This is a genomic window from Bacteroides sp. A1C1, from assembly GCF_004328515.1.
Taxonomy (GTDB): Bacteria; Bacteroidota; Bacteroidia; order Bacteroidales; family Bacteroidaceae; genus Bacteroides; species Bacteroides uniformis.
The window spans coordinates 1,797,638-1,824,338 of the sequence record NZ_CP036491.1 but is presented as its reverse complement, the minus strand read 5'-3'; the positions used below and the strand labels follow the sequence as shown (position 1 = coordinate 1,824,338).

Here is a 26,701-nt window from a genome sequence, read left to right as displayed (position 1 = left end):
TTTCCCGGATTATTATTGTATTTTTGCGTTCCAAAATTAAACCTAAAGACTTGCATGACTGCAATAAAGGATGATTATTATCATGTCGGGCTGACCGACGAACAAGTGCGGAAGAGCCGCGAGGAACATGGAGTAAATTTATTGACGCCTCCTAAACGGCCTTCTTTATGGAAATTGTATCTGGAGAAGTTTGAGGACCCCGTAGTAAGGGTATTGCTGGTTGCCGCTCTGTTTTCTTTGATTATTTCCATTGTAGAGAATGAATATGCCGAGACTATCGGCATTATAGTAGCCATTCTGCTGGCTACCGGTATCGGTTTCTTCTTTGAATATGATGCCGGAAAGAAGTTTGACCTGCTGAATGCAGTGAACGAAGAAACTTTGGTAAAAGTAATTCGTAACGGACATGTGCAGGAGATTCCCCGTAAAGATGTAGTGGTGGGTGATATAGTGGTGCTGGAAACCGGTGAAGAGGTTCCGGCGGACGGTGAATTGCTGGAAGCCATTTCCCTGCAAGTGAACGAATCGAATCTGACCGGTGAGCCGGTAGTGACGAAAACTACCGTAGAAGCTGACTTTGACGAAGAGGCTACGTATGCTTCCAACCGCATTTTGCGCGGTACAACGGTGGTGGACGGACATGGCACCATGCGTGTGGAGGCTGTGGGCGATGCTACGGAAATCGGTAAAGTGGCACGTCAAAGTACCGAACAGAATACGGAACCTACTCCGCTGAATATTCAGTTGACCAAATTGGCCAATCTGATTGGAAAGATTGGCTTTTCCGTAGCGGGTCTGGCTTTTCTCATTTTCTTTGTAAAGGATGTGGTACTGGTTTATGACTTTTCTTCATTTCATACCTTCCGTGATTGGCTGCCGGCCTTGCAGGCTACTTTGCAATACTTTATGATGGCGGTTACCCTGATTGTGGTGGCTGTGCCCGAAGGCTTGCCGATGAGCGTAACACTCAGTCTGGCGTTGAACATGCGCCGCATGCTCTCCACCAACAACCTGGTGCGCAAGATGCATGCATGCGAGACGATGGGAGCCATTACAGTGATTTGTACCGACAAGACCGGTACATTGACCCAAAATCTGATGCAGGTGTATGAACCCAATTTCTATGGTTTGAAGAATAACGGGCAGCTGGGGAATGATGACCTCAGCAAGCTGGTAATGGAAGGTATCAGTGCTAACTCCACTGCTTTTCTGGAAGAAGAGGTGACTGGCGAGAAGCCGAAAGGGGTGGGTAACCCCACGGAGGTGGCACTGCTGCTTTGGCTGAACAGCCAAGGATGCGACTATCTGGCGTTGCGTGAGAAAGCTACGGTTATCGACCAGCTGACTTTCTCTACGGAAAGGAAATTCATGGCTACCCTGGTGCAATCCCCCCTGATTGGGAAGAAGGTGCTGTATGTGAAGGGAGCTCCCGAGATTGTTTTGGGTAAATGCAAGGATGTCATGTTGGACGGCAAGCGTGTGGATGCGGTGGAATACCGTTCTACAGTGGAGGCTCAGTTGCTCAACTACCAGAATATGGCTATGCGTACACTTGGCTTTGCATTCAAGATTGTGGATGATGCGGAAGCGTCTGATTGTGTGTCATTGGTTGCTGAAAATGACTTGTCGTTCCTCGGTGTGGTTGCCATCAGTGATCCTATCCGTCCGGATGTGCCTGCGGCCGTTGCCAAATGCCAGTCGGCAGGTATCGGAGTGAAGATTGTGACGGGAGATACACCGGGTACAGCTACCGAGATAGCACGTCAGATTGGTCTGTGGAAACCGGAGGATACGGAAAAGAACCGCATTACGGGAGCTGCATTTGCCGAATTGACGGATGAGGAGGCATTGGACCGTGTGATGGACCTGAAGATAATGTCGCGTGCACGCCCCACAGACAAACAGCGTCTGGTGCAACTGTTGCAGCAGAAAGGTGCGGTAGTGGCTGTGACGGGTGACGGCACGAATGATGCTCCTGCGTTGAACCATGCGCAAGTGGGACTTTCGATGGGTACTGGAACCTCCGTTGCCAAGGAGGCCAGCGACATCACGTTGCTGGATGACTCCTTCAACAGTATAGGTACGGCCGTGATGTGGGGACGTTCTCTATATAAGAATATACAGCGTTTCATTGTTTTTCAGCTGACTATCAATTTTGTGGCTTTGTTTATCGTTCTCCTGGGTTCACTGGTGGGTACGACGCTTCCTTTGACCGTCACGCAGATGTTGTGGGTGAACCTGATTATGGATACGTTTGCGGCCCTGGCCCTGGCGTCCATTCCACCCAGTGAGAGCGTGATGAAGGAAAAACCGCGTAAGAGTACGGATTTCATTATAACCAAGTCCATGAGGTATTACATTCTGGGAATGGGGTCTGCCTTCCTGGTGTTACTTATGGGAATGCTCTTCTGGTTTAACAGTGAAGAGGGGGGGATGACTACCTATCGGTTGACTGTGTTCTTCACGTTCTTTGTTATGCTTCAGTTCTGGAACTTGTTCAATGCACGTGTGTTCGGCACTTCGGACTCGGCGTTCAAGGGCATTTCTAAATCTTATGGCATGGAGCTGATTATACTTGCCATTTTGGGCGGACAGATACTGATTGTACAGTTTGGTGGAGCTGTATTCCGCACAGTGCCGCTCGATTTTATGACTTGGATGACGATTGTCGTTTCTACTTCGTTTGTTTTGTGGATAGGTGAACTGGTTCGCCTTATCCGACGTTTAACACAGAAATAGTGATGAAAAGAAGAGGAATCAAGAACCTTATTATTGATTTTGGCGGAGTTCTGATTGATTTGGACCGCCAGCGCTGTTTAGAGAATTTCAGAAAGCTGGGATTGCCGGACGTGGAAGTCATGTTGGACCTCTATCACCAGCAGGATTTCTTCCAGAAATATGAAAAAGGGTTGATTACCAGTGCGGAGTTCCGGGAAGTGATTCGTGGAAAGATAGGGAAACCGGTGACTGATGCCCAGATAGATGACGCCTGGAACAGTTTCCTAGTGAGTATTCCTACTTTTAAATTGGATTTACTGTTGGAACTGCGCAAAAAATATGTGGTCTATCTGCTGAGCAACACCAATGAAATCCATTGGCAATGGTCGTGTCTGCACGCGTTTCGCTACAAGGCTTTCCGTGCGGAGGACTTTTTTGAGCATATCTATCTTTCTTATGAGATGAAGATGGCAAAACCGGATGCCGATATATTTCAGAAAGTACTGGATGAGACCGGTATTCTTCCCAACGAGACTCTTTTCATTGACGATTCTGAGGCCAATTGCCGGACAGCGGAGGCGTTGGGTATTTCTACCTATACGCCAAAGGCCCACGAGGATTGGAGACATGCAGTTGTTTTGTGAAACATCGGACATTGGTTCCCGTCCAAGTGTAGCCACTATCGGTTTCTTTGACGGAGTACATCGGGGACACCGCTACCTGATAGAGCAAGTGTGTGCGGTAGCTGCCGGGCGTGGGCTTGCTTCGTCGGTCGTGACTTTTCCGGTACATCCGCGTAAAGTGATGCAGGCCGATTATCATCCGAAGTTATTGACCACCTGTGATGAGAAAGTTTCCCTGCTAGCCAAGACTGGGGTGGATTATTGCATGATGCTTGATTTTACTCCTGAAATAGCCCGGCTTTCGGCACGGGAATTCATGTCCATACTGAAGGATCGCTATCAGATACAAGCTTTGGTAGTAGGATACGACCATCGTTTCGGGCATAACCGCAGCGAGGGTTTTGAAGACTATGTGCACTATGGTCGCGAATTGGGTATGGAGGTGCTTCTTGCGCGCGCGTATTCTTATAGTAAGGAAGCATCGGTAACGGAGGTTACTGTCAGCTCCTCGGCTATTCGAGGTCTGTTGCAGGAGGGAAACGTTTCGGAAGCTGCCGAGTATCTGGGATATGATTTCTTTTTGGACGGTACGGTTGTCGGCGGCTATCAGGTGGGGCGTAAGATAGGTTTTCCTACGGCTAATCTCCGTGTTTCCGATTCTGACAAGCTGATTCCCTGCGATGGTGTGTATGCCGTCCGTGTCTGTGTTGAAGGCAAGGAGTACGGCGGTATGCTAAGCATTGGCTACCGACCTACGTTGGAGAACGGCCCCGATCGCAGTATTGAGGTCCATATATTCCGGTTTGATGCTGACATTTATCAGCAGCCGATGCGTCTTTCCTTTGTGCGCCGCACCCGTCCTGAACTGAAATTCGACAGTATAGAAGAACTTATTGCCCAGCTTCACCGTGACGAGGTGGAGATTAAATCCATTCTTTCTTTATAAACATAAGGCGATAAGGTCATTTATCTCCTTGCAGTTCTATGTATTTTCCCGTTTGAAATGTTTGTTTTCTGTGTATTTATCGTAAAACACGTTTTTTTTATTGTTTTTCGATAAATATTTTCTGTTTTTCTTTGTCATATCAAAAAAAGGTCTTTTATTTGCATATCGAAAAACGATAAATGATTATCGAAAAACAAAATAAAGAACTAATAAAACAATAACGGTATGAAAACTTTAGTAATGACAACAATCTTTGTAGTGACAGTAGTGATAAATGCTTTTGGTGGTAATATCCAGGAAAACTTTGCCTATAATGAAGTGATGAACGGAAATCAGGTGGAGTCCCAGATTGTATATAAAGTAGAGAACGGTAAGTTTCTGCAGAACCATTTGAAATACAATTTCAACTATGATGCCCAAGGGCGTACGATACAGAAGGAAGCGTTGAAATGGAACGAGATTGAGCAGGCGTTTGAACGCTTCTATTGCTTGAACTACAATTATACAGAAGCCGGTACGGATGTGGAATATGCCTTGTGGGACAACAAGACGCATGCCTACTCCGATGTGAAAGAAAAAGCAGTTTATCTGCAGGCGGGAGATGACATCAACTACTTGAGTTACAAATGGAGTAAGAAGGACAACGACTGGAATCTGTTGGTGGAACATGCCACTGCAGAGGAAGACGTATTGCTCCTGGCAGTGAAATAAATGAAGAACAAATATAGAAATGAGGGAGGGGCTTAGGTTATGAGAAGAGCATTTATGAGTATTACACTATTGGTATTGTCACTTTCTACAGTGATGGTGCTGCTGATGGGACTTGTTGCCACAGCTTGACGGATTGACAGAGAAAATGTGTATCTTTGCGAACTTTTAGACGAATAGAACAATGAAAACGGCAATAAAACTAGTATTGATTTACTTTTTGATGCAGCTTATAGGAGCACTGTTTGCAGGACCTTTCTGTCTGCTGTATACGTATTTTGCTTATGGAACTTTCGACATGGACAAGGCTGGTCAGATTGCTGTGGCGCCTACCATGCTGCTGGGCTTTGTTTTCATGGGACTGTACTTGTGGCGCAAGAACTACCTGACGGGAGACAAGCATCTGTATTCTCCGGTGTCAGTCCCTTATCTGGCATGGAGCCTGCTTGCCGGAATGACTTCCATATGTATAATAGGTCTTCTGATGTCCGAACTTACTTTTTTGCCCAATTTGTTGGACCAGACATTTGATATACTGCAATCCGGTTGGCTGGGTATTCTCTGTATTTCTGTTTTGGGACCCGTATTGGAAGAACTGCTTTTCCGTGGTGCCATTACCAAGGAGCTGCTTCGCAGATATAGCCCGGCAAAGGCTATCTTGTTTTCCGGGTTGATATTTGGTATCTTTCATCTGAATCCGGTTCAGATAATAGGTGCTTGCCTCATCGGTTTCTTGCTTGCCTGGCTTTATTATAAGACACGGAGTCTTATGGCATGTATTCTGATACATATCATGAATAACGGCTTGTCTGTCTATCTGAGCCTGAAACATCCTGAAATGGAGGATGTGACACATCTGCTGAGTAACCCGTATGTACTGGTTTGGGCAGTGGTTTTCATATTGTTGCTTCTACTCTCCTTGAAACAACTGAATAAATATAATATATCTGATACTAATACAACAACAACTGAATTATGAAAAGAAGATTGAACATTCTCTGCCTGGTGGTAATGCTTGTACTGAGTTACTCGGTATTGGAGCAGGGGTACTATATCTTTCTGGGAGCCAAGATGGGGGCGCAGACCGGACTGGAGCTGGGAAAGAAAGGGAGTGACATTGCTGCCTACAAGGAACTGATGAACCTGAAGGTTGTCAACCTGATACCTTCTTCCATGGAGTCGTTTGATTTCTTCAGGGATTCCGTCTACAATGAGAAAAGCAGGAGTTATGTGCCTGCAGCCTACTCTTCGTTGATGGTCAGCGTAGATTCTCATGATTCTGTCGGGAAAGTGGTGGCAAAGTATTTGCTGATATATCTGCATTTGGGCTTTTCCCTTTGGGCGGTAGTATTGTTTATCCGCTTGATAATCTCTATCAACAAGTCCGACATCTTCAACTGGCGGAATGTACGTCGGCTGCGTCGATTGGGAATGGCACTGGTTGTCAGCTTCTGCTGTACCTTTGCGTCATCATATCTTGATTTTATAGGTATCGATACCGTATTCTCGCTGCATGGTTACGAGCTGAGCCTCTCAGAATTGGTGAGCACTACCACGCTGGTACTTGGGCTTTGTTCGCTGATTGTAGGTGAAGTGTTTGCCATTGGATTGAAAATGAAGGAAGAGCAGGATTTGACGATTTAATAATAAGAAGAACGGACAGAGATATGAATAAAATCAGAGTATGTGCCTTCCTGGCTTTGGTAGTGTTTATTGGTAGTGTTGTAACGGATATGTTTAGTGGATTTATGGACGGCTGGAATGAGGCGGGCGACCAGAAGGATTTTCATGCCTTACCCTCTGTGTCACTTTTGGTGCGGGCAGATGATACGCTGCCTGCCGATACTTTGATTAGTGCGGCACAGGATACGCCCATGTATTGCAATACAAGTGAGGTATCGGTGCAAGGTTTCCGTAGTACGAAGTGGCGGTGGGTATCGTTCTTGCTGTTTCCTGCGGGACTGTTTGCGCTTTACGGGTTCTATAGTGTGGCGCGGCTGGTGCTTACTGCCACGAAAGGCGAGGTGTTTGTGCACAAGAATGTGCGTCGGATGCGCATCTTTGTCTATGCGCTGATTTCGGTGAGTCTTTTATTCGAGTTGCAGCAATGGGGCATCTATCATGACTTGGCTTCTCAAGTGCGGCTGGAGGGATACGAGGTGTTGCCTTATTCTTTCAAGTATGCTTGGTTCAATTATATGCTGTTGGCATTGTTCACCGAGATATTCGCCATCGGCGTGAAGATAAAGGAAGAGCAGGATTTAACGGTTTAATGTGGGGGGAGGATTATGAAAAAGATAAGTATATTGGGTATCCTGGCTATATTGGTCATTGTTGCAGAGTTTACCTATGCGATGATAGCGGGCTGGGTGGATATGAAGAATAGTTTTCTTGAGGGTTACAATAGTGTAAATGTGCATTCGGGAACTCCACAGCCAGAGTATTCCGGTTTATTTGATAAGGTATATGTGGATGTAAGACCTTTGGAAACGACAGCAGTCGATTCCTTGACGAATCGTTTTGCCGATAAGTCAGTACCTTATCAGGTAAAGAGAATAGGCACTGTGATTGTCCCCACTGTCTGGAGTTCCATAGTGAACTTCTTTGCCATGTTTGCCATCATTCCTTTCTTTGTAGGAATCTATTGTCTGATACGTTTGCTGGTATCCATCTCAAAGCGGGAAGTGTTTACTTCGGATAATGTAGCCCGGTTGCGTTTCTTTACTTATTCGTTTGCTGCATTGTACGGCTTGATGACTTTGCACGATTGGCTGAATCATCTTGAAGCAGTGAAGCAAGTGGCTCTGCTGGGCTATGAAGTGGTTGCATCGCATGATACGGATTTCACATCCCTGGTTATTATAATTCTTTTCACCGAGATATTTGCCGCCGGGGTGAAGATAAAGGAAGAACAGGACTTGACTATTTAAAAGTGAGAGGAGGGATTATGACACTTATGAAACAAAAGGAACCAAAGGAACCAAAGAGACGGATAGCGCTTATTATGAATGTGCTGTTTTATTTCTGTGGACTATGTATTGGTGGCGGCATTGTTCGTAATCTGACATTGTGCTATGAGTTGGGAAAGGATGATACTGCTAATTTTATCTGGCACATATTACCCGAATCAGTAACAATGCTGGTGATGACAATATGTGGCTTGTGTATTTTTCTCATTCTCCGCAATGTGAAGAAAGAGGAAGTGTTTGTTTATCAGAATTCATCTTTGATACAAACCATTGGGGTGCTGATAGCATTGAATGGGCTTTTTCAGGTAACTCTCTCCTGGTTTACTCCCGAAGGAGTACCGACTGATACTTCTTATCGGATATTCGTGTTATTGGGAGTTTTCATCATCTTTATGGGCTATCTTTTTAAGATGGGAGTTCGTATGCGTGAGGAACAAGAGTTGACGATTTAAATAAAAGTGAAGAGCGCGATATGAAGAAAAGTGTGAAATATGGTCTGTATTTCGTTGTCGGACTTGTGGCGGTTTTATTGTTGGCAAGTATTGTCTATTTTCTCCTCTTGTTTCCGGCCTTTGACGGGAAGTGGAAAGTCTATATTGTAATGCCGTGGATGTATCTGTGCATATATGGTTATTACCGGTTGACGAAACGGTACACTGACTGGTGGTGTGAGTGGGAAAAGAATAATTGATAAATAGAACACAATTATATGATTATAGTAAACCTTGACATAATGATGGCCCGAAGAAAGATATCTTTGGGCGAACTGGCGGAGAAGATTGATATTACGCCTGCCAATCTCTCTATTCTCAAAACCGGAAAGGCTAAGGCCATCCGTTTCTCTACACTGGAAGCAATCTGTAAGGAACTTGATTGCCAGCCGGGGGATATACTGGAGTTTAAGGAGGGATAAATAGGGAGAAGAAGGCGCAAGTAGAGGTTGAAATGCTTACCGCCTTAAGAAACTCCGTTTACGTACTACAGTAAACACCTTTACATACTACGGTAAACGCCTTTACATACTACGGTAAACGCCTTTACATACTATGGTAAACGTCGTTACTTCATAATGTAAAAACCGTTACATTCTGGAGTAACGGCTTTTACATTATAGGGTAAACATCCGGTAAATATAATCTGCTGATTATTAGCTTATATATTGTCGGTCGTAACCTTTAGATGTCTTTCGCTTTGAAGGCCAGCGCATACATTCGCATCTGCTTTACCATAGACAGCAGTCCGTTGCTACGGGTGGGCGACAAGTGTTCCTTCAGTCCTATTTTATCAATGAAATAGAGGTCGGCGTTCAGTATCTCATCCGGTGTGTGCCCGGAGAGTACTTTGATAAGCAGTGAAATGATTCCTTTCACAATCAGTGCGTCGCTTTCGGCCTGGAAAATAATTTTTCCGTCCACTTCGTCTGCCTGCAGCCATACGCGGCTCTGGCAACCTTCAATCAGGTTTTGTTCCGTCTTGTATTTTTCGTCGAGCGGTTCCTGCTCGTTTCCTAAATCAATAAGAAGTTGGTACCGGTCCATCCAATCGTCGAAATCATTGAATTCGGCAATTACTTCATCTTGTACTTCGTTGATACTTATCATGGAATTTACTATTTACGATTTACTATTTGATTGTCTATTTCTCATTGTAGATGACTTCGAGCAAGGTCTGTCCCACTGCGTTGAGAGTGCCCTTGTCGATGATGTCCATGGTGTCGTCTATCGTGTGCCAGAAGTCACCGAAGCCGGTGTCGCAGTTCGGGTCATAGTTGATGATGTCTACGCAGGGAATCTGCCGCAGGTTGTATACATACATATGGTCGTCTGTCACTTCGGTGCCTTTTTCTTTGGGGAAGAAGTTGCCGAAGCCCAGGCGGTGGGCTGTGTTCCATATCTTGTTCACGTACTTACCGGCGGTTCTTTGAGAGAACTGTTCCTTGTAGAAGGTGGCGTTCTTTCCACCCACCATGTCGAGCAGGATGCCGTAGCGGGCATTATAGCCGTCTACATGGGGTACTCGTCCCCAATATTGCGAGCCCAGGCACCAAGTGTCGTTCTTGTATGCACCTTGATAGAAGTAGGGGATGCCATAGTCTTCGGCGTCAAAGAAGATGATGTCGATGCCTATGGCTGGAGCCTGCTGCTGTAGTTGGCGGGCCACTTCGAGCAATACGCCCACACCGCTGGCTCCATCGTTCACACCCAGGATGGGGCTGTGATGCTTCGTCTTGTCGGCATCCTGGTCGGCATAAGGACGGCTGTCCCAATGGGCACAGAGCAGTACACGCCTTTTGCTTTCCGGATTATAGGCGCCGATAACATTGCGCGCTTTCAGGATGGTGTTGTCGTAAGCCACCAGGTCGGCATGCTGGTTGTATACTTTGGCGCCGAATTCTTCCAGCTTCTTGGCAAGGAATTCTCCGCAGGCTTTGTGAGCGGCGGTGTTGGGCACGCGCGGACCAAAATCCGCTTGGGTCTGTATGTATTGATATGCACTGTCTGCACTGAACTGGGGTACTTGGACAGTCGCTTTGGTCGCATCGCCCTCACTGTCATTATCGGCTGCAGACTTGCTGCTGTTGTTGCTGCATGCCACTATCGCTACAATCAGCAACAGCAGCAACGGGATGAATGTATAATTCCGTTTCATTCTCTTTCTGTATTAAAACTTAGTTTCACTTCTTTCTTTCCAACTTTCAGTGTTACCGCAGCGCCGTTTATCAGCGGTACATTCATGCTGACATGTCCGACGGGAAAATCGAAACATATCGGGTAATCGTATTCCTTCACCAAATCGGCCAATGCGCCATATAGGTCTTTTCCCAGGGACTTGTTCTCCTCGTATTCGGTGAATTGTCCGATGATGAGGCCGGAAAGCTTGTCGAGGACACCTCCCAGTTTGAGATTGTACATCATGCGTTCCACCGCATGTGGGCGTTCTCCCACATCTTCGATGAAGAGGATGGTGCCTTCGGCGGGAATATCGTAAGGAGTACCACGCAGCCCGTAGAACACAGACAAATTGCCGCCGCGCAACACGCCTTTTCCCTCTCCCTTATGATTTAGTTTGTGCCCCGGGCAGACATAACTGAATGCTTCGGTTCCTCCCAATGCCTGCCCGAATAGTATATCCTTCAGTGCTTGTGTGCAGAAGTCGTCTTCCGGTTCTACTGTGAGATGGCGCGCCATGGGGGCGTGCAACGACGCGAAGCCATTCTGCTGGAACAGATTATGGAGGGCGGTGATGTCACTGAATCCGATGAGCCATTTGGGATGCTGCCTGAACTTGGTAAAATCCAGTTTGCCTATCAGATGCACGGCTCCGTAACCGCCCCGACTACAGAATATGACTTTGGCTTCTTCATCGTCCATGGCTTCCTGCAGGTCCTCGAGGCGTTGCCGGATATTTCCTGCATACGTTCCGTTGGAACTCCCCGCGTGCTTTGCGAATACGACTTCCAGCCCCCAGGACTTCAAACGTTTGTAGGCGCCTTTCAGGAAAGATTTGTCAATCTTGCTGGAAGGGGAGAGAACAATGACACGGTCACCTTCCTGCAGATACGGAGGGAAAATAAGACTACCCATACTATATTATCAATCTATTTTGGGCAAAAGTACACAATTCACCACAGATATCACAGATTAACACGGATTTTTAACAGAAGAGAGCGAGGAGAGGGGAATGTGTTCTGTGCAAATTCGTGTCATCTGTAGTGAATATATCAAAATGATATTAAACATATAAAATTTCAACGGGATAAATGCTGCATTTCTCGACATTTTTTTAGATATTTGCTAAAAATCTAACGTTATGGAACCAATACGGAACTTTGCCCAGTTAACAGCCCACCTGAAAACCTTGAATAAGAGGAAACGTATTGCGGTAGTCTGTGCCAATGACCCTAATACAGAATATGCCATATCCCGTGCCTTGGAGGAGGGGATTGCGGAATTTCTGATGATTGGCGATTCTGCCATATTGGAAAAATATCCCACCTTGAAGAAATATCCTCAATATGTCAGTACCTTGCATATAGAAGATTCTGATGAGGCTGCACGTGAGGCGGTGCGTATCGTACGCGAGGGTGGAGCAGATATCCTGATGAAAGGCATCATCAATACCGACAATTTGCTACGTGCCATTTTGGACAAGGAGCATGGTTTGTTGCCTAAAGGAAAGATTCTGACCCATCTGGCCGTGATGCAGATACCTACTTACGATAAACTGCTCTTTTTCTCCGATGCTGCGGTCATTCCCCGCCCGACGCTTCAACAGCGCATTGAAATGATTTGGTATGCCATTCATACTTGCCGCCATTTCGGGATAGAGCAGCCACGTATCGCGCTGATTCATTGCACGGAGAAGGTCAGCGCCAAATTCCCCCATTCTTTGGACTATGTGAATATTGTGGAACTGGCGGAAGCCGGAGAGTTCGGCAATGTCATCATCGACGGTCCGCTAGATGTGAAGACCTCTTGTGAGAAGACGAGCGGTAACATCAAAGGCATTGTATCACCGATTGACGGGGAGGCGGATGTGTTGATATTCCCAAACATCGAATCGGGAAATGCTTTTTATAAGGCTGTATCTCTGTTTTCTCATGCCGATATGGCCGGGTTGCTGCAAGGGCCCTCATGTCCGGTGGTATTACCGTCGCGTAGCGATTCTGGTTTGTCCAAATATTACAGCATTGCCATGGCTTGCCTGACCAGCGGGGTGAAAGAGTCTTAATTGTAATTAGTAATTTGTAGTTCGTAATTTGTAAATCGTAATCAATGAAAATACTGGCAGTAAATCCCGGTTCCACCTCGACAAAAATTGCTGTCTATGAGGATGAAACTCCCCGTCTGGTACTCAACATCCGGCATTCGGTGGAGGAACTTTCCCAATTTCCCCGCATCATCGACCAGTTCGAATTCCGCAAGAAGTTGGTACTGGAAGCTTTGGACAACAATGGAATCCCTTTTGAATTTGACGCTATCGTGGGGCGTGGAGGATTATTGAAACCCATTCCGGGTGGTGTTTATGTAGTGAATGACGCCATGTTGGATGATATTGCCCATGCGATGCGCAGCCATGCATGTAACTTGGGATGCCTGATTGCTTCCGAACTGGCAGCTCTGCTTCCCGGTTGCCAGGCTTTTATTGCAGATCCCGGTGTAGTGGATGAGTTGGATGAAATAGCCCGCATTACGGGTTCGCCTTTGATGCCACGTATCACCATTTGGCATGCCCTGAACCAGCGTGCCATCGCCCGGAGATATGCTGCCGAGCACAACACCCGATACGAAAACTTGAACCTGGTTATCTGCCATCTGGGTGGCGGCATTTCTGTGGGGACACACTGCAAGGGGCGTGCCGTCGACGTGAACAATGCACTGGACGGTGAAGGTCCTTTCTCGCCGGAACGTGCCGGGACCTTGCCTGCCGGGCAGCTGATAGATGTTTGCAGCTCCGGTCGTTTTATCAAAGAGGAACTGAAGAAGCGTATTTCCGGTCGTGCCGGTTTGACGGCACATTTGGGTACGACAGATGTTCCTGCCATCGTAAAGCGGATAGAGGAGGGGGACAAGCACGCGGAACTGGTGCTGAATGCAATGATTTATCAGATAGCCAAGTGTGTGGGCGCCGCTGCTGTTGTGCTTTATGGTAAGGTGGACGCCATTCTGCTTACGGGAGGTATGGCACATTCCGAGTACATCACTTCACGATTGCAGGAGCGCGTGTCTTTCCTTGCTCCTGTTCACGTCTATCCCGGAGAAGACGAATTGGAAGCATTGGTACTGAATGCGCTGGGAGCTTTGCGTGGAGAGCTTCCGGTGCAGGTTTATCGGTAATAAGCATATTTTTTGTGCTCTTTAGCGGAACACTTTGTCTCAACGTACAAAATAGTTTGTTTCCATACAGCAAGACACTTTGTTTCTTTCTTTTGAAACAAAGTGTCTTGCTGTATGGAAACAAACCGTTCCGTTATATAGAGACTCGGTTTATTTACCGTAATCGTCGTACATCATCAACAGATGTGAGGAGCTCCAGCTGAAATGGGGAGCTTTCAGGCGTCCGCCGGTATGGGTTCCGTAGTTCTCGTGGATGGGAGCACCCTCTTTCAGCCCGCTTAGGCGGTCGAAGACTTGCAGCGTATATTCATCTGCCAGCTGGTTGTAGCCGTAGTTGCGCAGTCCGCGGATGGCAAAGTAGGTTTGGTCCAGCCAGATGGGGCCACGCCAGTAGCCGCGCGGATTGTATTTGGGATTGTCGGCGGCAATGGTAGGGAAGGGGATATACGTGGAGAACTTTGCCGTATCTTGAAGTATGGGCAGCATGCTGTCCACTTGCGCCTGTGTGGCAATCCGGGTCCACAACGGAGTGTAGGCTTCGCAGCCCGGCTCTTCGATGAATGAACCGTCCTTCAGACGGCGGTCGCAGAAGAAGTTGATGTTCTTGTCAAAGAAATAGTCGGCTACCTGGCTACTGTAGTCCGGTGCGTCGAAAGGTATCTTCAGCAGGCTGGAGAACTTCTTCAGCAGTTTGCATTCCAGTGCCAGATAAGCGTTCAAGTCCACACTCTCCTGATCCATACTCCAGGCATCCTCGTAGCCTTCGTTTTTCAGCATCACGGCGCCGTCAAAACGGATGGCGTTGTCCATACCGCTTTCCCAGGCGGCAGCTTCCAGTGTTCCGTCGGTAGCACCGTATTCGCACATGCCATTGCGGTTGTGGTCGCGTTTTTCGTACCACCATTTATAATAGGAGAGCAGTTGAGGGTACATTTCGGCAACGAAGGCGGTGTCACCCGTATGGGTGAAGATTTCGTCGACAGCCCAGCATACCAAGGGAGGTTTGCTGTCACGGGCATTGTTCTCGGAGGGGTCGGTATAGATACAGTCGATAATCATGCCGTCCGGTTGCTGGTAGTCGAACATGGCGCGGATGTTGTTCTTGGCCAGTTCGGGGTCGAACTTGGCGGTTCCGGCACTGAAGCGCCAACTGTCCCATGCCCAGAAGCCGACGAAATAACCTACGGCATGGCTCGGGATGATGCCTTCGTGAAGCAATCCGCCGCGGTGTGTCCGCCAATTGGAGATGAGCGTGGTGACGGCTTTCACGGCGATGCGGTCGTATTCGGGCTTCATGTCCTTGCGCAGTATCTTGGTGAGGTAACCTTCCCAACGTTCGGCATTGGCTTGCAGGGCGGGGGTGGGATTATTGAGCAAGCCCGGCAGGTTTTGCAGGCCGGCAGTCATCTCTTTTTCGGAAGTGAAGAAAGAGATGGCTACGTTGACGGGGTAGCGCGGAGAGCGGACGAGGGCTGTATAGTTATTGTCAGTCTTGGCCAGCTCTACATTAGGAGTAAAGGTCACGGTTACGGTTTCGCCACTGGGATGACGGGCGATGACGGAGTTCTGTTCTACGCTGACGGTGATGTCTTTGCCCCATTGGCTACCGGAGAACAGCAGGTCTTCAGCCGTGTCGGCTTCGATGCGCAGCAAGGCGGTCGAGGCACTTGTGAAGTTGAGCCGTTGCGTGATGTTCCCGTGGGTGGAATGTGCCGACATATAGAGCTCGCCGGGGTAATAGCAAGTGGAATCCGGAACAAAAATCTCTTGTGTATCTTTGGCAAAGCTTACGACGGCGGCTGACTGTGCCATCCACTGGCGGCGGAACATATCGAGGCTGAAGGGGCCGCAGAAGCCGTTGACCCATTGTTGCCGTTCGGGCAGCGTGAAGCCCATCCACGAGCCGGCGTCGGTGAACCAACCGTAGCAGCGGTGCAGAGTGTCGGGAGTGTAGGAGATGTCCAGTATGTCGGCGAAGGCATACCGTTTCTCCGTAGTGCTTTTCATGCCGGGGGTGCAGGCTGCGATGCTTGCGGCCAACAATGTGAAGCAGAGTATGCGTATAAATTTGTATTTCATATGAATGAGGTATTTAACGGTTATTTGTGCGCTTGTTCCGCCGCATCATCCTCCGGTGCGAGAGGGGCGAGCGTGAAGTTGTATTTCCATTCGTGCGGAGTGATGGTGTACTCGGGATGAACTTGTGCTCCCCAGGTATTGTCACCGCCTACGCCCATCTGCTTGTGGTCGATGTTGAGCCATACCATATCTTTCTTCTGGATGCTTCCACCGTGGCGGCGCTCCATCTGCGAGGGACGGTATTCAATGTCCTCCATAGGGAAGTTCCAGGCGCTGACGCTTAACGGTTCTTCGCCCACTACCAGCAGACCTTCACCGGCAGCATTGCGCAGGGCCACCCAGCGTACGTCACAATGATTGGCCGTCTCTTGGGCACGTACATACGGATGGAATTGTTCCCACACCGTGGCGTTGTAGAGGCCTATCAATGCTCCCGTCTTGCGGTCGGCATACGTCTCTTGCGGACCACGGCCCAGCCAGGTCATCATTTCATATTCGGCAGGGAGTATCATGCGCATGCCCAGGCGCGGCATTTCACTCAATGGCTTCTTGCCGGGGGTGAAGTGCATGGTTACTTGAACCTTGCCGTCGGGAGTGATTTTGTAGAGAGTCTGCAAATCAGCATCTTGTTCTTCCATGCGGTAGGTCGCAGTGACAGTAGCCGTTTGTCCGGCTTCCGCAACTTCGATATGCTGTAGTTTGGCATCGCGTCCAGCGTTTTTCCAAGTGCCGCAGCGTATCAGATGTCTGTTTGGAATGTCATTGTCAGTCAACGGGCGCCAGAAGTTGGGTTGCAGCCCTTCCTTAATCAGATTCTTTCCGTTGTAGTTCAGCTCTGTCATTTCACCGTTTCGGGTAGAGAAAGCTACCTGGAAGTTATTGCCTTTCACGGTCAATGCTTCGTTGTTGCGGTTTACGGTCAACGTTCCCTCCACCGGCTGAACGGTTTTGGCTGACGGGACGGAAGGCAGTTCCCATTGTTCGATGGCAACCTCGTGTCCTTTCGGTACTAATGGCGCTTCGTGCTTGGTGAATGCACGAAGTGTGAGGAAATACTCCTTGCCGTCGGCAGGCAGCGCTTTCAGTGGCAATTCTATGTTGGCAGAGTTTCTGGGAGTAATCTTGGGGAAATCCATCTCACCGTTCTGAACGGTCTTGCCGTCGCATTCCACTGCCCAGCGGAGGGTATATCCTTCCAATCCGATGAAATCGTGCCAGTTGGTGACCTTTATCTTGTTCGGGGTGAAGGCGAGCGGTTCGAAATGGATGTATTGCAATACCTTCTTCACTTCGTAGATGTGCGGGTGCGGGGTGCGGTCGGCAGCAATCAAGCCGTTGGCACAGAAGTTGGAGTCGTTGACGACGCCTACAAATCCCATGTCGCCGCCAAAAGCCCAGATGTCGTGCTGGTTCTCGTCCTTGATGGCAAATGTCTGGTCCACCCAGTCCCAAATGAAACCGCCTTGCAGCTGATCGTACTTGTAAATCAAGTCCCAGTAGTCCTGGAAGTTACCTACGCTGTTACCCATGGCATGGGCATATTCGCAAAGAATCATGGGGCGGGCATCACGTTGGTTCACGTGTTGGCGCAACCTCCAGATGCGTGCGTACATGGGGCAATAGATGTCGCTCTTGGAGTTGTAGCCACCCCCTTCGTATTGTATGGGACGGGTAGGATCTATCTTCTTGGTATAGTCATACAGAGTTTCGAAGTGCTTGCCGTAGCCCGACTCGTTGCCCATGGACCAAGTCACGATGGCAGAGTAGTTGCGGTCGCGCGCAATCATACGACTCATCCGCTGCATGAAAGGCACCTCCCAGGCGGGGTAGTTGGCAAGGGTCTCATCTTTGTGGAACATCATGCCATGGCTCTCGATGTTGGCTTCGTCTACCATATAGAGTCCGAATTCCGTGCAAAGCTCGTACCACGCATAGTTGTTCGGGTAGTGGCAGTTGCGTACACCGTTCAGGTTGAACTGCTTCATCAGCTGGATGTCGTGTATCATGGAAGCTACGGTGATGGTACGTCCCTTGTGCGGGTCGTGCTCGTGACGGTTCACCCCCTTGAAGAGGACGGCCTGGCCGTTAATCATCTGCATGCCGTTCATCATTTCCACGGTACGGAAGCCGAAAAGGTGCGTAAAGGATTCCTGCGGTTTTCCTTGTGCATCAAAGGTGCTGACTACCAGCGTGTAGGTGTTCGGTGTTTCGGCATTCCAGGCTCGTGCATTCGGGAACACTTGCTGCTGGGTAAACAAAGTGTCTGTGGCAGAGGTTATGGACTTTTTCCGGTCATAGATAACCTTGTCCTTGTCCATTACCTTGACTTCCACCGTTTCTCCGGCTTTAGGCCGATGGAGGAATACGTCCAGCTTTAGTTCGCCATCCTTGTAGTTGTTTATCAGTTCCGCTGTCATCCGGAAGTCCTTGACGCGGCTCTGGGGGCGGGCGTAGAGATAAACACTCCGTTCGATGCCGCTGTATTTCCAGTAGTCCTGGCCTTCCAGGTAGGAACCGTCGCTATAACGGAATACTTTTACTGCCAGTTTATTGTTGCCCTTCTTCAGCAGGTGGGTGATGTTGAAGTGCGACGGTAGGCGGCTGTCTTCTGCATATCCTGCCAATTCGCCGTTTACCCATACATAGTAGGCAGACTCCACCCCTTCGAAATCAAGAAAGATGTCCATGCCTCCCCAGCTAGCCGGGACGGTGAACTCGCGGATATAAGCACCTACGGGATTGTAGTCGGTAGGCACGTAGGGCGGATTGGGCGGGAACGGATAACGGGTATCTGTATAGATAGGTGCATCGAAGCCTTGCAGTTCCCAGCTTCCCGGAACTTCAATTTTACTCCACTTGCGGGTACTGAATCCGGGCTTGTGAAAGTCTTTGGGGCAGAGGTCATTGTTCTTTGAAAAAAGAAATTTCCAGGTGCCGTCCAGAGTGATACGGCGTTCCGTTGCAGAATTAACGTCGAACCGTACGTCGGCGGGCAAGGTACGTTGTTTCAATGCGTTGGCTTCATTCGTAAACGGAGTGAAGTGGGCGTGCATCGGTTCTCTGTTCATTTCGTTGACTTGCGGGTTTTGCCACGGCTCATTGTCTGCCAGGGCACCGGTGCAAAGCAGCGAAGAGAGAAGAAAGGTATAAAGTTTGGTCTTCATATTATTAATGATTAATTGGAAGTTGAAAATTGAAAATGGGAAACGGAAAATTTTCACCTTTCACCTTTCCATTTTCAGCTAAATAGAACAAAACAATGTCACTAAGAATGGGACGCTGAAGTCTACTACAAATCCATGGAAAATGGAAACTACTACAAACTGCTGTCCGGCTGTCCGTGTGATGATGGGCAGTGTGGTGTCCATCGTCGTGGCTCCTCCGGCAGAGATGGGAGCAAGGTTTCCGAACCATCGTACCAGCAACGGAGCGGCTAGCAGTGTCAGAATCTCCCGGCTGATATTGGCAAGCAGGGCGATGGTGCCCAGCTCGGCTCCCTTGTATTCGGTAATGAAGATACTGGAGAGCGAGTAATAGCCGAATCCGGAACCTACGGCCAGACAGTCCGTTATAGAACGGTGTGTCAGAATCAGGCTGACGGCTGCGGAGCCTGCTAGCGTTCCCAGTATCGTCATGATGGGCAGGAATACCAGTCGCGGATTGAGTGAACGGAAATTCTTCAGGGTTTGCGGGTCGTTACCCACGCTCAGCCCTACACTGAACATCAGCGCACAAAGCGCGTAGTAGCTGATGTTGGTTTCTGCAATATCAAAGGGCAACAGATGGCATACGCCGCAAATCGTACCCAGTACGAAAAAGCCCACTATGATAAGACTTCCTTTCATGCCCTTCCTCCTTTCTTGTTATACAAGGCTCTCCACAATGCCCAGGCGGCGATGACGCTTCCCAAGGTTCCTCCCAGGGTGAGTATCACAGCTTCAAGGCCTATGGTATGGAGTCCCTTGATGATTTGCTCGTTGCTTCCGACCTCGATGCCGAGGATAAACAGCAGCAACCAGATGAGCAGGGTGATGATTTGGTGGATTTTCTTTAAGTCCCGTTTCCGTAAGAGATAGCCCAGCAGCATTCCCGTGAGCATTAGTCCGATGATTGTAAACATATCTATGTCGTTTTTTAGTGGCAAAGATAGTATGGTCTATTTTTGCAGGTGCAAAGATAAAGCTTTCAAAGCAAACAAGGCGGCATTGCCGGGGGCGAATGCCGCCTTGATATACTATTTGGGAAAAGGATTATTCGTTTATTTTATTGTTGGTCTGAATCTCCATCAGAGGAATGGGCAGGAAGGAATGGGTAGATGCACTGAATCCGGTTCTGCCGTCAGCCTTCATGGCTTCGTCCAGTTTGCCCCAACGACGGAGGTCATAGAAGCGTGAGTTTTCCAGTGTGAATTCCACCAGACGTTCATGTTCAATCTGTGCTTTAACAGCAGCTTGGTCACTTCCGGTCATGGCAGGCAGTTTGCCGTGCACGCTACGTACTTCGTTAATCAATGGAATGGCTTTTTCTGGATGGCCTTGTTCATTGTAGATTTCAGCCTTCATCAGCAGTACATTGGCATAACGCATCAATGGCATGTTGGTACCTACGTAGTTTTGTGCATAGTCGCTCCAAGTTGAAGGCATGTATTTACGGTAATTATATCGGGTGGCAGAATTCTCATCATAGATGTCATCGTAATTGTACCCCAGAATGTGCCCGCCTTCATAGTAATACGGATCATCAAACATCATGGAACCATAGGCACGGGCATCGTACATGTTACCTTCGGCAATGCGTCCTTCTTTCAGGAATTCGTTGTACATCATGTCGCTGACACGGATTTCGTCCCAACCGGACATGCTGCCCGGAGCTACCCAGAAGTGGAGTACGTGCTTGTGGAAAGTACCGTCGGCCGTACTGTTGGTAAACTGAAGTTCCAGAATGGACTCTTTGCAATTCTTGTTGGTTCCGTCGAACATGCTTCCGTAGTCGGACTCCAGTTCGTAGCCGGTCACTTTGTTGAAAGCGGCTTCTGCCAGCCCCAGGTATTCGGCCTTTTTGTCACTTTCTTCATAAGCACGGGTTAAGTAAGCCCATCCCAGGTAAGAGTAGGCTGCTCCTTTGGTTACACGTCCCGCTTCGGAAGAAGGGCGGTCTTGTGGCAGCATGCTGCCTGCTTTGTCCAGTTCGGTACAGATAAAGTCCCATGCTTCCGTTCTGGTAGACAATGCTTTGTGAGTCTGGGATTCTCCGGTCAGATATTCATTGCGGATAATGATTTTCTCCCAGCTCATAATCAGTTTGAAATGATAGTAGGCACGCAGGAACAGAGCTTCGCCCGTAAGATGGTTCTCGTCATCGGCACTCATCTTCTCACCGCTGGTCTGTACTTTGTCAATACCGTATAATACGTTGTTGGCGTAGTTGATGCCATTGTAATTGTTCATCCAGTATTCTTTGATACTGGAGTTCTCATTGTTGTAGGTGAATCCGTACAATGCAGCCCATTCCGGATAGTTGTTGACGTCCTGGCCTTTTACCATCTCATCGCTACGGAAGGTTTCCACAACAAACTTGACTTCTGCAACCGTGTAAGAGCCGGTGCGGTTATCCAGCTGGCCATATACCGCTGATAGACCTGCCTCTACGTCGGCTTTATCTCTCCAATATTTGTCGGTAGAAAAGTCGGGGGACTCTGTCGTCAGGAAATCATCGCATCCTGCCAGTAAGGCGGCGCATAAGAAAGAGGCTATATATATAATTTTTTTCATTGTTTTCTTGTTTTTAATGGTGATTAGAATGTAACTTGCAGACCTATTACAAATGAGCGGGTGAACGGGTATACAAAGGAGTCTACACCGGTGTCCAGAATGCTTGAAGAGAATTCAGGGTCGATACCGGAATATTTGGTGATGGTAAAGAGATTCTCTCCACTGACATAGAGGCGGCATTTTTCAAGATACATTTTCTTAGCCAAAGCTCTGGACAAGCTGTATCCTAACTGCAACTGGCGAAGGCGGACGAAGTTACCGTTTTCGAGGAAGCGATCGGATTCACGGGTATTTTCATTCGGGTCACCCAGTACAGCTCTTGGCATGCTTGTTCCTGCGTTTTGCGGTGTCCATGCATTCATGGTGCTTGTGAAGTAGTTTCTACCGGCGTCCATTCCTTCATAATACAGACGGTTTACGTTGTAGAGTTTGTGCCCCCATGCACTGCCGAACTGGAAGGAAAGGTCAAAGTTCTTATAGGAACCGCTGAATGACAAGTTGGCTTCCACCTTGGGAATACCGGAACCGGAATATACCTTGTCGCCGGAGTCGATGCTTCCATTGCCGTTTACATCCTTGAAGCGGATATCACCGGCTTTGGCACTCGGCTGGAGACGTTCGCCTGCACTGTTTACGTAAGTAGCAGCTTCTGCATCAGTCTGGAATATGCCGTCAGTCTGATACAGCCAGAAGCTGGCTACCGGATAACCTTTCAGTGTTTGGGTTACGAAGTGGCCGTCACCCTTCCAGGCAGAACCATAAAGTATCTGGTTCGGGTCTGCCTTCAACATTTCGTTGTGGATGGTAGAAAGGTTGAAACCGATATTATAGTCGAAACCGTTGATGTTGTCTCCATAGTTCAATTCAAGCTCGAAACCTTTGTTTACCATCTTTCCTACGTTGACAGTAGGATTGTAGATACCTGCAGAAGGCGGCATGACTTTTTCAATCAGTAAGTCTTCCGTTGTGTTGTAATAGTAGTTAAGGCTACCGCTCAACTTATTGTTGAAAAGACCGAAGTCGAAACCGATGTTTTTGGTATCGGTAGTTTCCCAACGCAAATCGTCGTTTACCAGATAGAGGTTGGACATGCCGGCCCAAGGATTGCCACCTTGTATGTAGCTCATCCATTGGGTATTGCTGTTACTCATTGTTGGCGCATAATAGTAGCCCAGTGCACTCTCGCTACCTAGGCGTCCCCAGCTGGCGCGGAACTTCAAGTTGCTGATAGGGGTGTTTTTGGGGAAGAAATCTTCCTCACTGATTCTCCATCCCACTGCTACGGAAGGGAAGGTACCCCAACGGTTGTTTTTACCGAACTTGGAAGAGCCGTCGGAACGTACAGTCACTTGCAGCAAGTAACGGCTGGCGTATGAATAGTTGAAGCGTCCGAAGAAAGAAGCGCGGTTGTAATCGTAGAAAGTACCTGTGCCGGCAAATGTACCGCCGATACCAGCATCGATTGTGGGAGATGTCGGGTCGAAGAATCCGCCGGGAACCTCGCTGGAACTCAGACTGCCGCCTACTACATCATATTCGGTTTTCTTGCCTTCCACGCTGACAGAACTTTTATCCTGATGGGCGGAAATGATGGAGTTACCTATCATGGCAGTAACGGAATGCTTGCCGAAGTCTTTCATGAAGGTCAATACATTCTCGAATGTTTGCTTGCGATAGTATGAGTTGTACTCGTAGTTATAAGGATAGAGGCTCGGCTCTTGTGCATTGGCTTCGTATTTGGCACGATGATAACGGTCGTTGTAGTAGTAACCGTCGTACGTATAGCTTGTTTTGAATGTAAGCCACGGGGCGAGGTTCATGGTCAGACCGATATTGCCGGTAATGTCGTAACCCGTATATTTTCTGTCTTTGTAATGGTCGTCTGCCATGACATTACGGTTGGTTGGGAATTCCATCTTGGTACCGTCTACCGACATGTCGGTCAGACCGTATCCGTATGTCTGGTTTTCGTCGTAAACGGGCACCAGTGGCGAAATGGAGTACATTTCTTTTAAGGAATACTGAGGCTGTTTGCTTTGTGTGACCTTGAAGTTCAAGCTCGCATCGAAATCAAAGATATATTTGTGTGCATTCAGTTTCAGACGGGCATTGTCCTGGATGTAAGAGTTACCTTTAAAGATACCCTTCTCGTCGGCATGGCCATAAGAAAGTGAATATTTAGCAACTTCAGAACCTCCGATGAGGTTTACATAATAGTTCTGTGCGATGCCGGTACGGAGCATTTCATCCTGCCAGTTTGTATCGGCACCGGTAGGGTTCTGTCCATTCTTGTACGTAAGATAAGCGGGCTTGTTTGTCCCTGCATTCTCGTACATCATGTTGTGCACTTTCAAGTAGCCGTCTGCATTGAGCATGTCGAACTTCTTGGCTACCGAGTTGACCGTCATATATGTATTAAAGGAAACTTTCAGTTCTCCTTCCTTTCCGTTCTTGGTAGAAACGATGACTACACCATTGGCGGCCACAGAACCGTAGATGGCAGCGGCGGCACCATCTTTCAGGATTTCCATGGATTCGATATCCTGCGGATTGATGGTGTTGATGTCGCCAGGATACCCGTCGATGATGTAAAGCGGCTCATTGTCACCCATAGTCTTGATACCACGGATTTTTACGGAAATGCTTGCACCTGCATTACCTCCCGATTTCAATACGCTTACACCGGCAATTTTACCTTGCAGTGCTTCGGTTGCGCTGGTAGTGGCACGCTTCATCAAATCTTCCGCTTTCACCGAAGAAATGGCACCGGTCATGTCGCTCTTCTTCATCGTACCGTAACCTACGACTACGACTTCATCCAGCATTTCAGAATCATCTTTCAATGCTATTTTGATGTTCTTCTGCCCGTTGAGGGGAATTTCCTGGGTTACATAACCCACATAAGAGATTACTATAGTTGCTTTAGGAGAGACTGTCAACGTAAAGTTGCCGTCAACGTCGGTGATGCAACCATTGCCGGTTCCTTTCTCCAAGATACTGGCACCGATAAGAGATTCTCCTTTGGTATCGGTTACGGTACCGGTTAGCTGGATGGTTTGCGCTAATGCACTTAGCGGCGCTAGACATACAAAGAGCAAAGCAAGTAGTAATGCTCTTTGCAAATACTGTTTAATTTTACCCATGTGTGATAAAGTTTTTTAAGGTTAATACTTTGTTTTTCACAAGGGCAAAGGAAGTGATATAATTATAAGGTTGACTATGACCTTTATCTATAAAATATCTACAAAGGAGGCTGAAAGCACTATTATTTAATCTACAAGATGATTGATAAATCGTTGAATAATAATATTTTATTGTAATATAATATATCTACAAGAGAGCTTTTCTCTTCGGCTTCGTTTTTAGAAGCTCTGGAGGTATTCAACCAAGTCTTCTTCTGTGGATAAGTTCAAGGATTTGCGTAAACGATACCGGTTCATATTGATTGTTTTGGGAATGGTGCCGGTTATCATGGAGATTTCTTTGGTTGACAGATTGACGCGCAATAGAGTTGCCAAGTATTTTTCGCCTTGCGTCAGATTAGGGTGTTTTAATGCAAGTCGGTCCAGAAATTCTTTGTTCTTTTCTTCTATATTCAGCAATAAGCTGCTGTTTGTCTTATCTCCGCTTTGATATTGGCTGATGAAGGCATTCACTTTTTTTAGGTGGGGAATGAGTGTTTGGTTATCCATCTTATAACCCTCTTTAATCATCCCACGTATCTTGTCGAGTAGCTCATTGCGGCTTCTTAGGAATACGGCAAAGCTGGTGACCTCCTGGCGGCTGTCATCCAAAGCACTCTGCACGTTTTTCAGTTCCATTTCTTGCTGTTGTAGTTTCAGTTCGGATACTTCGCGTTCGGAGAGTTCCAACTGATAGCGGGTTTCAATCAGTTGCAGGTCTTTTCTGCGTTTATACCATTTATATAGGAAGATACTGACAGCTAAACCGAGAATAAGTATGCTGCCCAAGAGCCATAGATTGCGTTTCAGCAATTCTATTTCATAGGTTTGTTCCTGCATTTCAGTGGCATGCTTCTGGTCCTGGTATCTTTTATAGGAAATTTCCTGCTCGATGTTACGCAGCTTGTTGCTGCTTTGCAGCTCTTTGCTCAGGTGCTGCATTTTCTCCAGGTATTTATAGGCTTGGGCATAGTCACCTATAGCTGCATATACCATGGACGAATATTCGTAATTGTCGCAAATCAGTTCGCGGGCTCCGATATTATGGGCATACTCGTAGGCTTTATGCAAGGCTTCCAGGGCTTTGGAGTATTGCTTGTCATAGTAATACTGTTTCCCCATGTTGTTGTAGTTTTCGCCAAGAGACCATTGGGCGTCCAGATTCTTGTTGATGGTGATGGCTTCCTGGATGAAAGAAAGTTTCTCTTCCGTATTTCCCTGGTACAGACAAAGGTTGTTCAGGTTGGTTGCAATCTCTTTCAGGTTTCGTTGGGCACGGTTGATGGCCAGCGCACGTTGGAAGAAACGCTCGGCAACGGTAAATTCGTTCATGAAGTGGTGCATAACTCCACGTTCGTTATAGCATCCGGCCACAGAAGTGGAATCACCAATGGCTTTGAATATGGAGGTTGCCTTGTCGTTTAGTTCTATGGCTTTGTTGTAGTCTCCCAGTTTGCTGTAGACACGTCCCATGAGGGAGTATAGTTGGGCACTTTGTTGCTTGTTTGCGGGGGTGATGTATTTCTGAGTATCATATAGATTCTTGATACTCAGGTCAAAGTTGCCCAATAGCTGTTCTGCCTGGCAATAAAGGAACATGGCCTGCGCACGGACCTCACTGGGCTCATCTTCGGGAAACAAGGCAGAAGCCTGAGCAGCATAGTAGGAAGCTTGTTTGGGGGTGTTGTATAGGCATTTCTGTGCTTGGTCAATCAATTTCTGTGCTTGCTGCATGTCTTGAGCTTGCAGTGGGGCAAGTGCTGACAGAAGACATACAAGTAGTAGACATAGGTTTTTCTTCATGGCATCGTCTTGTTTCTGCAAATTTAATTAATTCTTCTTAGAAGTCCGGTTTCCCTCCAAAAAGA

Annotated in this window: 23 protein-coding genes; 13 read left to right on the top strand and 10 right to left on the bottom strand. The window is 47.8% G+C overall.

Translation table 11 applies throughout. The annotated features are described in order from the left end of the window. Nucleotides 1-54 precede the first annotated feature (54 nt). The 11 genes from EYA81_RS07495 to EYA81_RS07445 all read left to right on the top strand — a co-directional run bounded on the left by EYA81_RS07495 (nt 55) and on the right by EYA81_RS07445 (nt 8,877). Nucleotides 55-2,739 (top strand): calcium-translocating P-type ATPase, PMCA-type, encoded by a 2,685-nt coding sequence (locus EYA81_RS07495; RefSeq protein WP_131225575.1) that lies wholly within the window; start codon nt 55-57, stop codon nt 2,737-2,739. Nucleotides 2,740-2,741: 2 nt separating this feature from the next. Beyond that, a complete protein-coding gene (locus EYA81_RS07490) occupies nt 2,742-3,362 on the top strand; it encodes an HAD family phosphatase (RefSeq protein WP_005830542.1) in 621 nt (206 codons plus the stop codon). Beyond that, nucleotides 3,346-4,287: a bifunctional riboflavin kinase/FAD synthetase gene (locus EYA81_RS07485; protein ID WP_057097766.1), complete on the top strand. Its 942-nt coding sequence runs from the start codon at nt 3,346-3,348 to the stop codon at nt 4,285-4,287. Before EYA81_RS07490 ends, EYA81_RS07485 begins: the two co-directional genes overlap by 17 nt. A 225-nt stretch (nt 4,288-4,512) precedes the next feature. Further along, complete coding sequence (locus EYA81_RS07480) at nt 4,513-4,998, top strand: DUF3836 domain-containing protein (RefSeq protein WP_117964688.1); 486 nt, start codon at nt 4,513-4,515, stop codon at nt 4,996-4,998. Between the two features lie 181 nt (nt 4,999-5,179). Next, the gene (locus EYA81_RS07475; protein WP_016272429.1) at nt 5,180-5,974 is read left to right on the top strand and encodes a CPBP family intramembrane glutamic endopeptidase; all 795 of its coding nucleotides are present in this window, start codon (nt 5,180-5,182) and stop codon (nt 5,972-5,974) included. Further along, a complete protein-coding gene (locus EYA81_RS07470; protein ID WP_005830532.1) occupies nt 5,971-6,639 on the top strand; it encodes a DUF2975 domain-containing protein in 669 nt (222 codons plus the stop codon). The genes EYA81_RS07475 and EYA81_RS07470 overlap by 4 nt, the downstream gene beginning before the upstream one ends. A gap of 23 nt (nt 6,640-6,662) precedes the next feature. Next, a complete protein-coding gene (locus tag EYA81_RS07465; protein WP_005830530.1) occupies nt 6,663-7,268 on the top strand; it encodes a DUF2975 domain-containing protein in 606 nt (201 codons plus the stop codon). A gap of 15 nt (nt 7,269-7,283) precedes the next feature. Next, a complete protein-coding gene (locus tag EYA81_RS07460) occupies nt 7,284-7,925 on the top strand; it encodes a DUF2975 domain-containing protein (protein ID WP_005830526.1) in 642 nt (213 codons plus the stop codon). Between the two features lie 26 nt (nt 7,926-7,951). Beyond that, the gene (locus tag EYA81_RS07455) at nt 7,952-8,416 is read left to right on the top strand and encodes a DUF2975 domain-containing protein (protein WP_034532751.1); all 465 of its coding nucleotides are present in this window, start codon (nt 7,952-7,954) and stop codon (nt 8,414-8,416) included. A 20-nt stretch (nt 8,417-8,436) separates the two neighbouring features. After that, the gene (locus EYA81_RS07450) at nt 8,437-8,655 is read left to right on the top strand and encodes a hypothetical protein (protein WP_005830523.1); all 219 of its coding nucleotides are present in this window, start codon (nt 8,437-8,439) and stop codon (nt 8,653-8,655) included. Nucleotides 8,656-8,673: 18 nt separating this feature from the next. Further along, complete coding sequence (locus EYA81_RS07445) at nt 8,674-8,877, top strand: helix-turn-helix transcriptional regulator (RefSeq protein WP_005830522.1); 204 nt, start codon at nt 8,674-8,676, stop codon at nt 8,875-8,877. A 262-nt stretch (nt 8,878-9,139) separates the two neighbouring features. On the opposite strand, the gene EYA81_RS07440 is transcribed toward EYA81_RS07445, so the two are convergent. From EYA81_RS07440 to EYA81_RS07430, 3 genes are read right to left on the bottom strand one after another with little or no spacing between them, the layout of a single operon-like run. After that, the gene (locus EYA81_RS07440) at nt 9,140-9,562 is read right to left on the bottom strand and encodes a SufE family protein (RefSeq protein WP_034525971.1); all 423 of its coding nucleotides are present in this window, start codon (nt 9,560-9,562) and stop codon (nt 9,140-9,142) included. Nucleotides 9,563-9,599: 37 nt separating this feature from the next. Further along, nucleotides 9,600-10,613, bottom strand: coding sequence for a M28 family peptidase (locus EYA81_RS07435; protein ID WP_005830510.1), 1,014 nt, complete (start codon nt 10,611-10,613; stop codon nt 9,600-9,602). Beyond that, nucleotides 10,610-11,548, bottom strand: coding sequence for an LD-carboxypeptidase (locus tag EYA81_RS07430; RefSeq protein WP_005830507.1), 939 nt, complete (start codon nt 11,546-11,548; stop codon nt 10,610-10,612). Before EYA81_RS07430 ends, EYA81_RS07435 begins: the two co-directional genes overlap by 4 nt. 226 nt (nt 11,549-11,774) lie before the next feature. Between EYA81_RS07430 and EYA81_RS07425 the strand changes: the two genes are divergently transcribed. Both EYA81_RS07425 and buk read left to right on the top strand, forming a co-directional pair. Continuing rightward, a complete protein-coding gene (locus EYA81_RS07425; protein ID WP_117600190.1) occupies nt 11,775-12,695 on the top strand; it encodes a phosphate acyltransferase in 921 nt (306 codons plus the stop codon). A 44-nt stretch (nt 12,696-12,739) separates the two neighbouring features. Beyond that, on the top strand, nt 12,740-13,801 hold the full coding sequence (gene buk, locus EYA81_RS07420; protein ID WP_117964692.1) for a butyrate kinase: 1,062 nt from the start codon (nt 12,740-12,742) through the stop codon (nt 13,799-13,801). Nucleotides 13,802-13,951: 150 nt separating this feature from the next. Here buk and EYA81_RS07415 read toward each other — a convergent pair whose 3' ends face one another. The 7 genes from EYA81_RS07415 to EYA81_RS07385 form a co-directional block, all read right to left on the bottom strand. Then, entirely contained in the window at nt 13,952-15,880 is a 1,929-nt protein-coding gene (locus EYA81_RS07415) for a trehalase family glycosidase (protein WP_117964694.1), read from the bottom strand. A gap of 20 nt (nt 15,881-15,900) precedes the next feature. Beyond that, the gene (locus EYA81_RS07410) at nt 15,901-19,044 is read right to left on the bottom strand and encodes a glycoside hydrolase family 2 TIM barrel-domain containing protein (protein WP_131225574.1); all 3,144 of its coding nucleotides are present in this window, start codon (nt 19,042-19,044) and stop codon (nt 15,901-15,903) included. Nucleotides 19,045-19,122: 78 nt separating this feature from the next. Continuing rightward, complete coding sequence (locus EYA81_RS07405) at nt 19,123-19,725, bottom strand: lysine exporter LysO family protein (protein ID WP_005830487.1); 603 nt, start codon at nt 19,723-19,725, stop codon at nt 19,123-19,125. Continuing rightward, the gene (locus EYA81_RS07400) at nt 19,722-20,000 is read right to left on the bottom strand and encodes a LysO family transporter (protein ID WP_117600194.1); all 279 of its coding nucleotides are present in this window, start codon (nt 19,998-20,000) and stop codon (nt 19,722-19,724) included. Before EYA81_RS07400 ends, EYA81_RS07405 begins: the two co-directional genes overlap by 4 nt. A 130-nt stretch (nt 20,001-20,130) precedes the next feature. Beyond that, nucleotides 20,131-21,651, bottom strand: a complete 1,521-nt coding sequence (locus EYA81_RS07395; RefSeq protein ID WP_117600195.1) for a RagB/SusD family nutrient uptake outer membrane protein — start codon at nt 21,649-21,651, stop codon at nt 20,131-20,133. Between the two features lie 23 nt (nt 21,652-21,674). Next, a complete protein-coding gene (locus EYA81_RS07390) occupies nt 21,675-24,794 on the bottom strand; it encodes a TonB-dependent receptor (RefSeq protein WP_131225573.1) in 3,120 nt (1,039 codons plus the stop codon). Between the two features lie 219 nt (nt 24,795-25,013). After that, nucleotides 25,014-26,636, bottom strand: a complete 1,623-nt coding sequence (locus tag EYA81_RS07385) for a tetratricopeptide repeat protein (RefSeq protein ID WP_119961449.1) — start codon at nt 26,634-26,636, stop codon at nt 25,014-25,016. Nucleotides 26,637-26,701: the final 65 nt, after the last annotated feature.

Excerpts from the sequence above, each read along its gene's own strand:
- EYA81_RS07495 (WP_131225575.1), top strand. The coding sequence starts at position 55 with ATGACTGCAATAAAGGATGATTATTATCATGTCGGGCTGACCGACGAA.
- EYA81_RS07490 (WP_005830542.1), top strand. The coding sequence starts at position 2,742 with ATGAAAAGAAGAGGAATCAAGAACCTTATTATTGATTTTGGCGGAGTT.
- EYA81_RS07485 (WP_057097766.1), top strand. The coding sequence starts at position 3,346 with ATGCAGTTGTTTTGTGAAACATCGGACATTGGTTCCCGTCCAAGTGTA.
- EYA81_RS07480 (WP_117964688.1), top strand. The coding sequence starts at position 4,513 with ATGAAAACTTTAGTAATGACAACAATCTTTGTAGTGACAGTAGTGATA.
- EYA81_RS07475 (WP_016272429.1), top strand. The coding sequence starts at position 5,180 with ATGAAAACGGCAATAAAACTAGTATTGATTTACTTTTTGATGCAGCTT.
- EYA81_RS07470 (WP_005830532.1), top strand. The coding sequence starts at position 5,971 with ATGAAAAGAAGATTGAACATTCTCTGCCTGGTGGTAATGCTTGTACTG.
- EYA81_RS07465 (WP_005830530.1), top strand. The coding sequence starts at position 6,663 with ATGAATAAAATCAGAGTATGTGCCTTCCTGGCTTTGGTAGTGTTTATT.
- EYA81_RS07460 (WP_005830526.1), top strand. The coding sequence starts at position 7,284 with ATGAAAAAGATAAGTATATTGGGTATCCTGGCTATATTGGTCATTGTT.
- EYA81_RS07455 (WP_034532751.1), top strand. The coding sequence starts at position 7,952 with ATGAAACAAAAGGAACCAAAGGAACCAAAGAGACGGATAGCGCTTATT.
- EYA81_RS07450 (WP_005830523.1), top strand. The coding sequence starts at position 8,437 with ATGAAGAAAAGTGTGAAATATGGTCTGTATTTCGTTGTCGGACTTGTG.
- EYA81_RS07445 (WP_005830522.1), top strand. The coding sequence starts at position 8,674 with ATGATTATAGTAAACCTTGACATAATGATGGCCCGAAGAAAGATATCT.
- EYA81_RS07435 (WP_005830510.1), bottom strand. The coding sequence starts at position 10,613 with ATGAAACGGAATTATACATTCATCCCGTTGCTGCTGTTGCTGATTGTA.
- EYA81_RS07430 (WP_005830507.1), bottom strand. The coding sequence starts at position 11,548 with ATGGGTAGTCTTATTTTCCCTCCGTATCTGCAGGAAGGTGACCGTGTC.
- EYA81_RS07425 (WP_117600190.1), top strand. The coding sequence starts at position 11,775 with ATGGAACCAATACGGAACTTTGCCCAGTTAACAGCCCACCTGAAAACC.
- buk (WP_117964692.1), top strand. The coding sequence starts at position 12,740 with ATGAAAATACTGGCAGTAAATCCCGGTTCCACCTCGACAAAAATTGCT.
- EYA81_RS07415 (WP_117964694.1), bottom strand. The coding sequence starts at position 15,880 with ATGAAATACAAATTTATACGCATACTCTGCTTCACATTGTTGGCCGCA.
- EYA81_RS07410 (WP_131225574.1), bottom strand. The coding sequence starts at position 19,044 with ATGAAGACCAAACTTTATACCTTTCTTCTCTCTTCGCTGCTTTGCACC.
- EYA81_RS07405 (WP_005830487.1), bottom strand. The coding sequence starts at position 19,725 with ATGAAAGGAAGTCTTATCATAGTGGGCTTTTTCGTACTGGGTACGATT.
- EYA81_RS07400 (WP_117600194.1), bottom strand. The coding sequence starts at position 20,000 with ATGTTTACAATCATCGGACTAATGCTCACGGGAATGCTGCTGGGCTAT.
- EYA81_RS07395 (WP_117600195.1), bottom strand. The coding sequence starts at position 21,651 with ATGAAAAAAATTATATATATAGCCTCTTTCTTATGCGCCGCCTTACTG.
- EYA81_RS07390 (WP_131225573.1), bottom strand. The coding sequence starts at position 24,794 with ATGGGTAAAATTAAACAGTATTTGCAAAGAGCATTACTACTTGCTTTG.
- EYA81_RS07385 (WP_119961449.1), bottom strand. The coding sequence starts at position 26,636 with ATGAAGAAAAACCTATGTCTACTACTTGTATGTCTTCTGTCAGCACTT.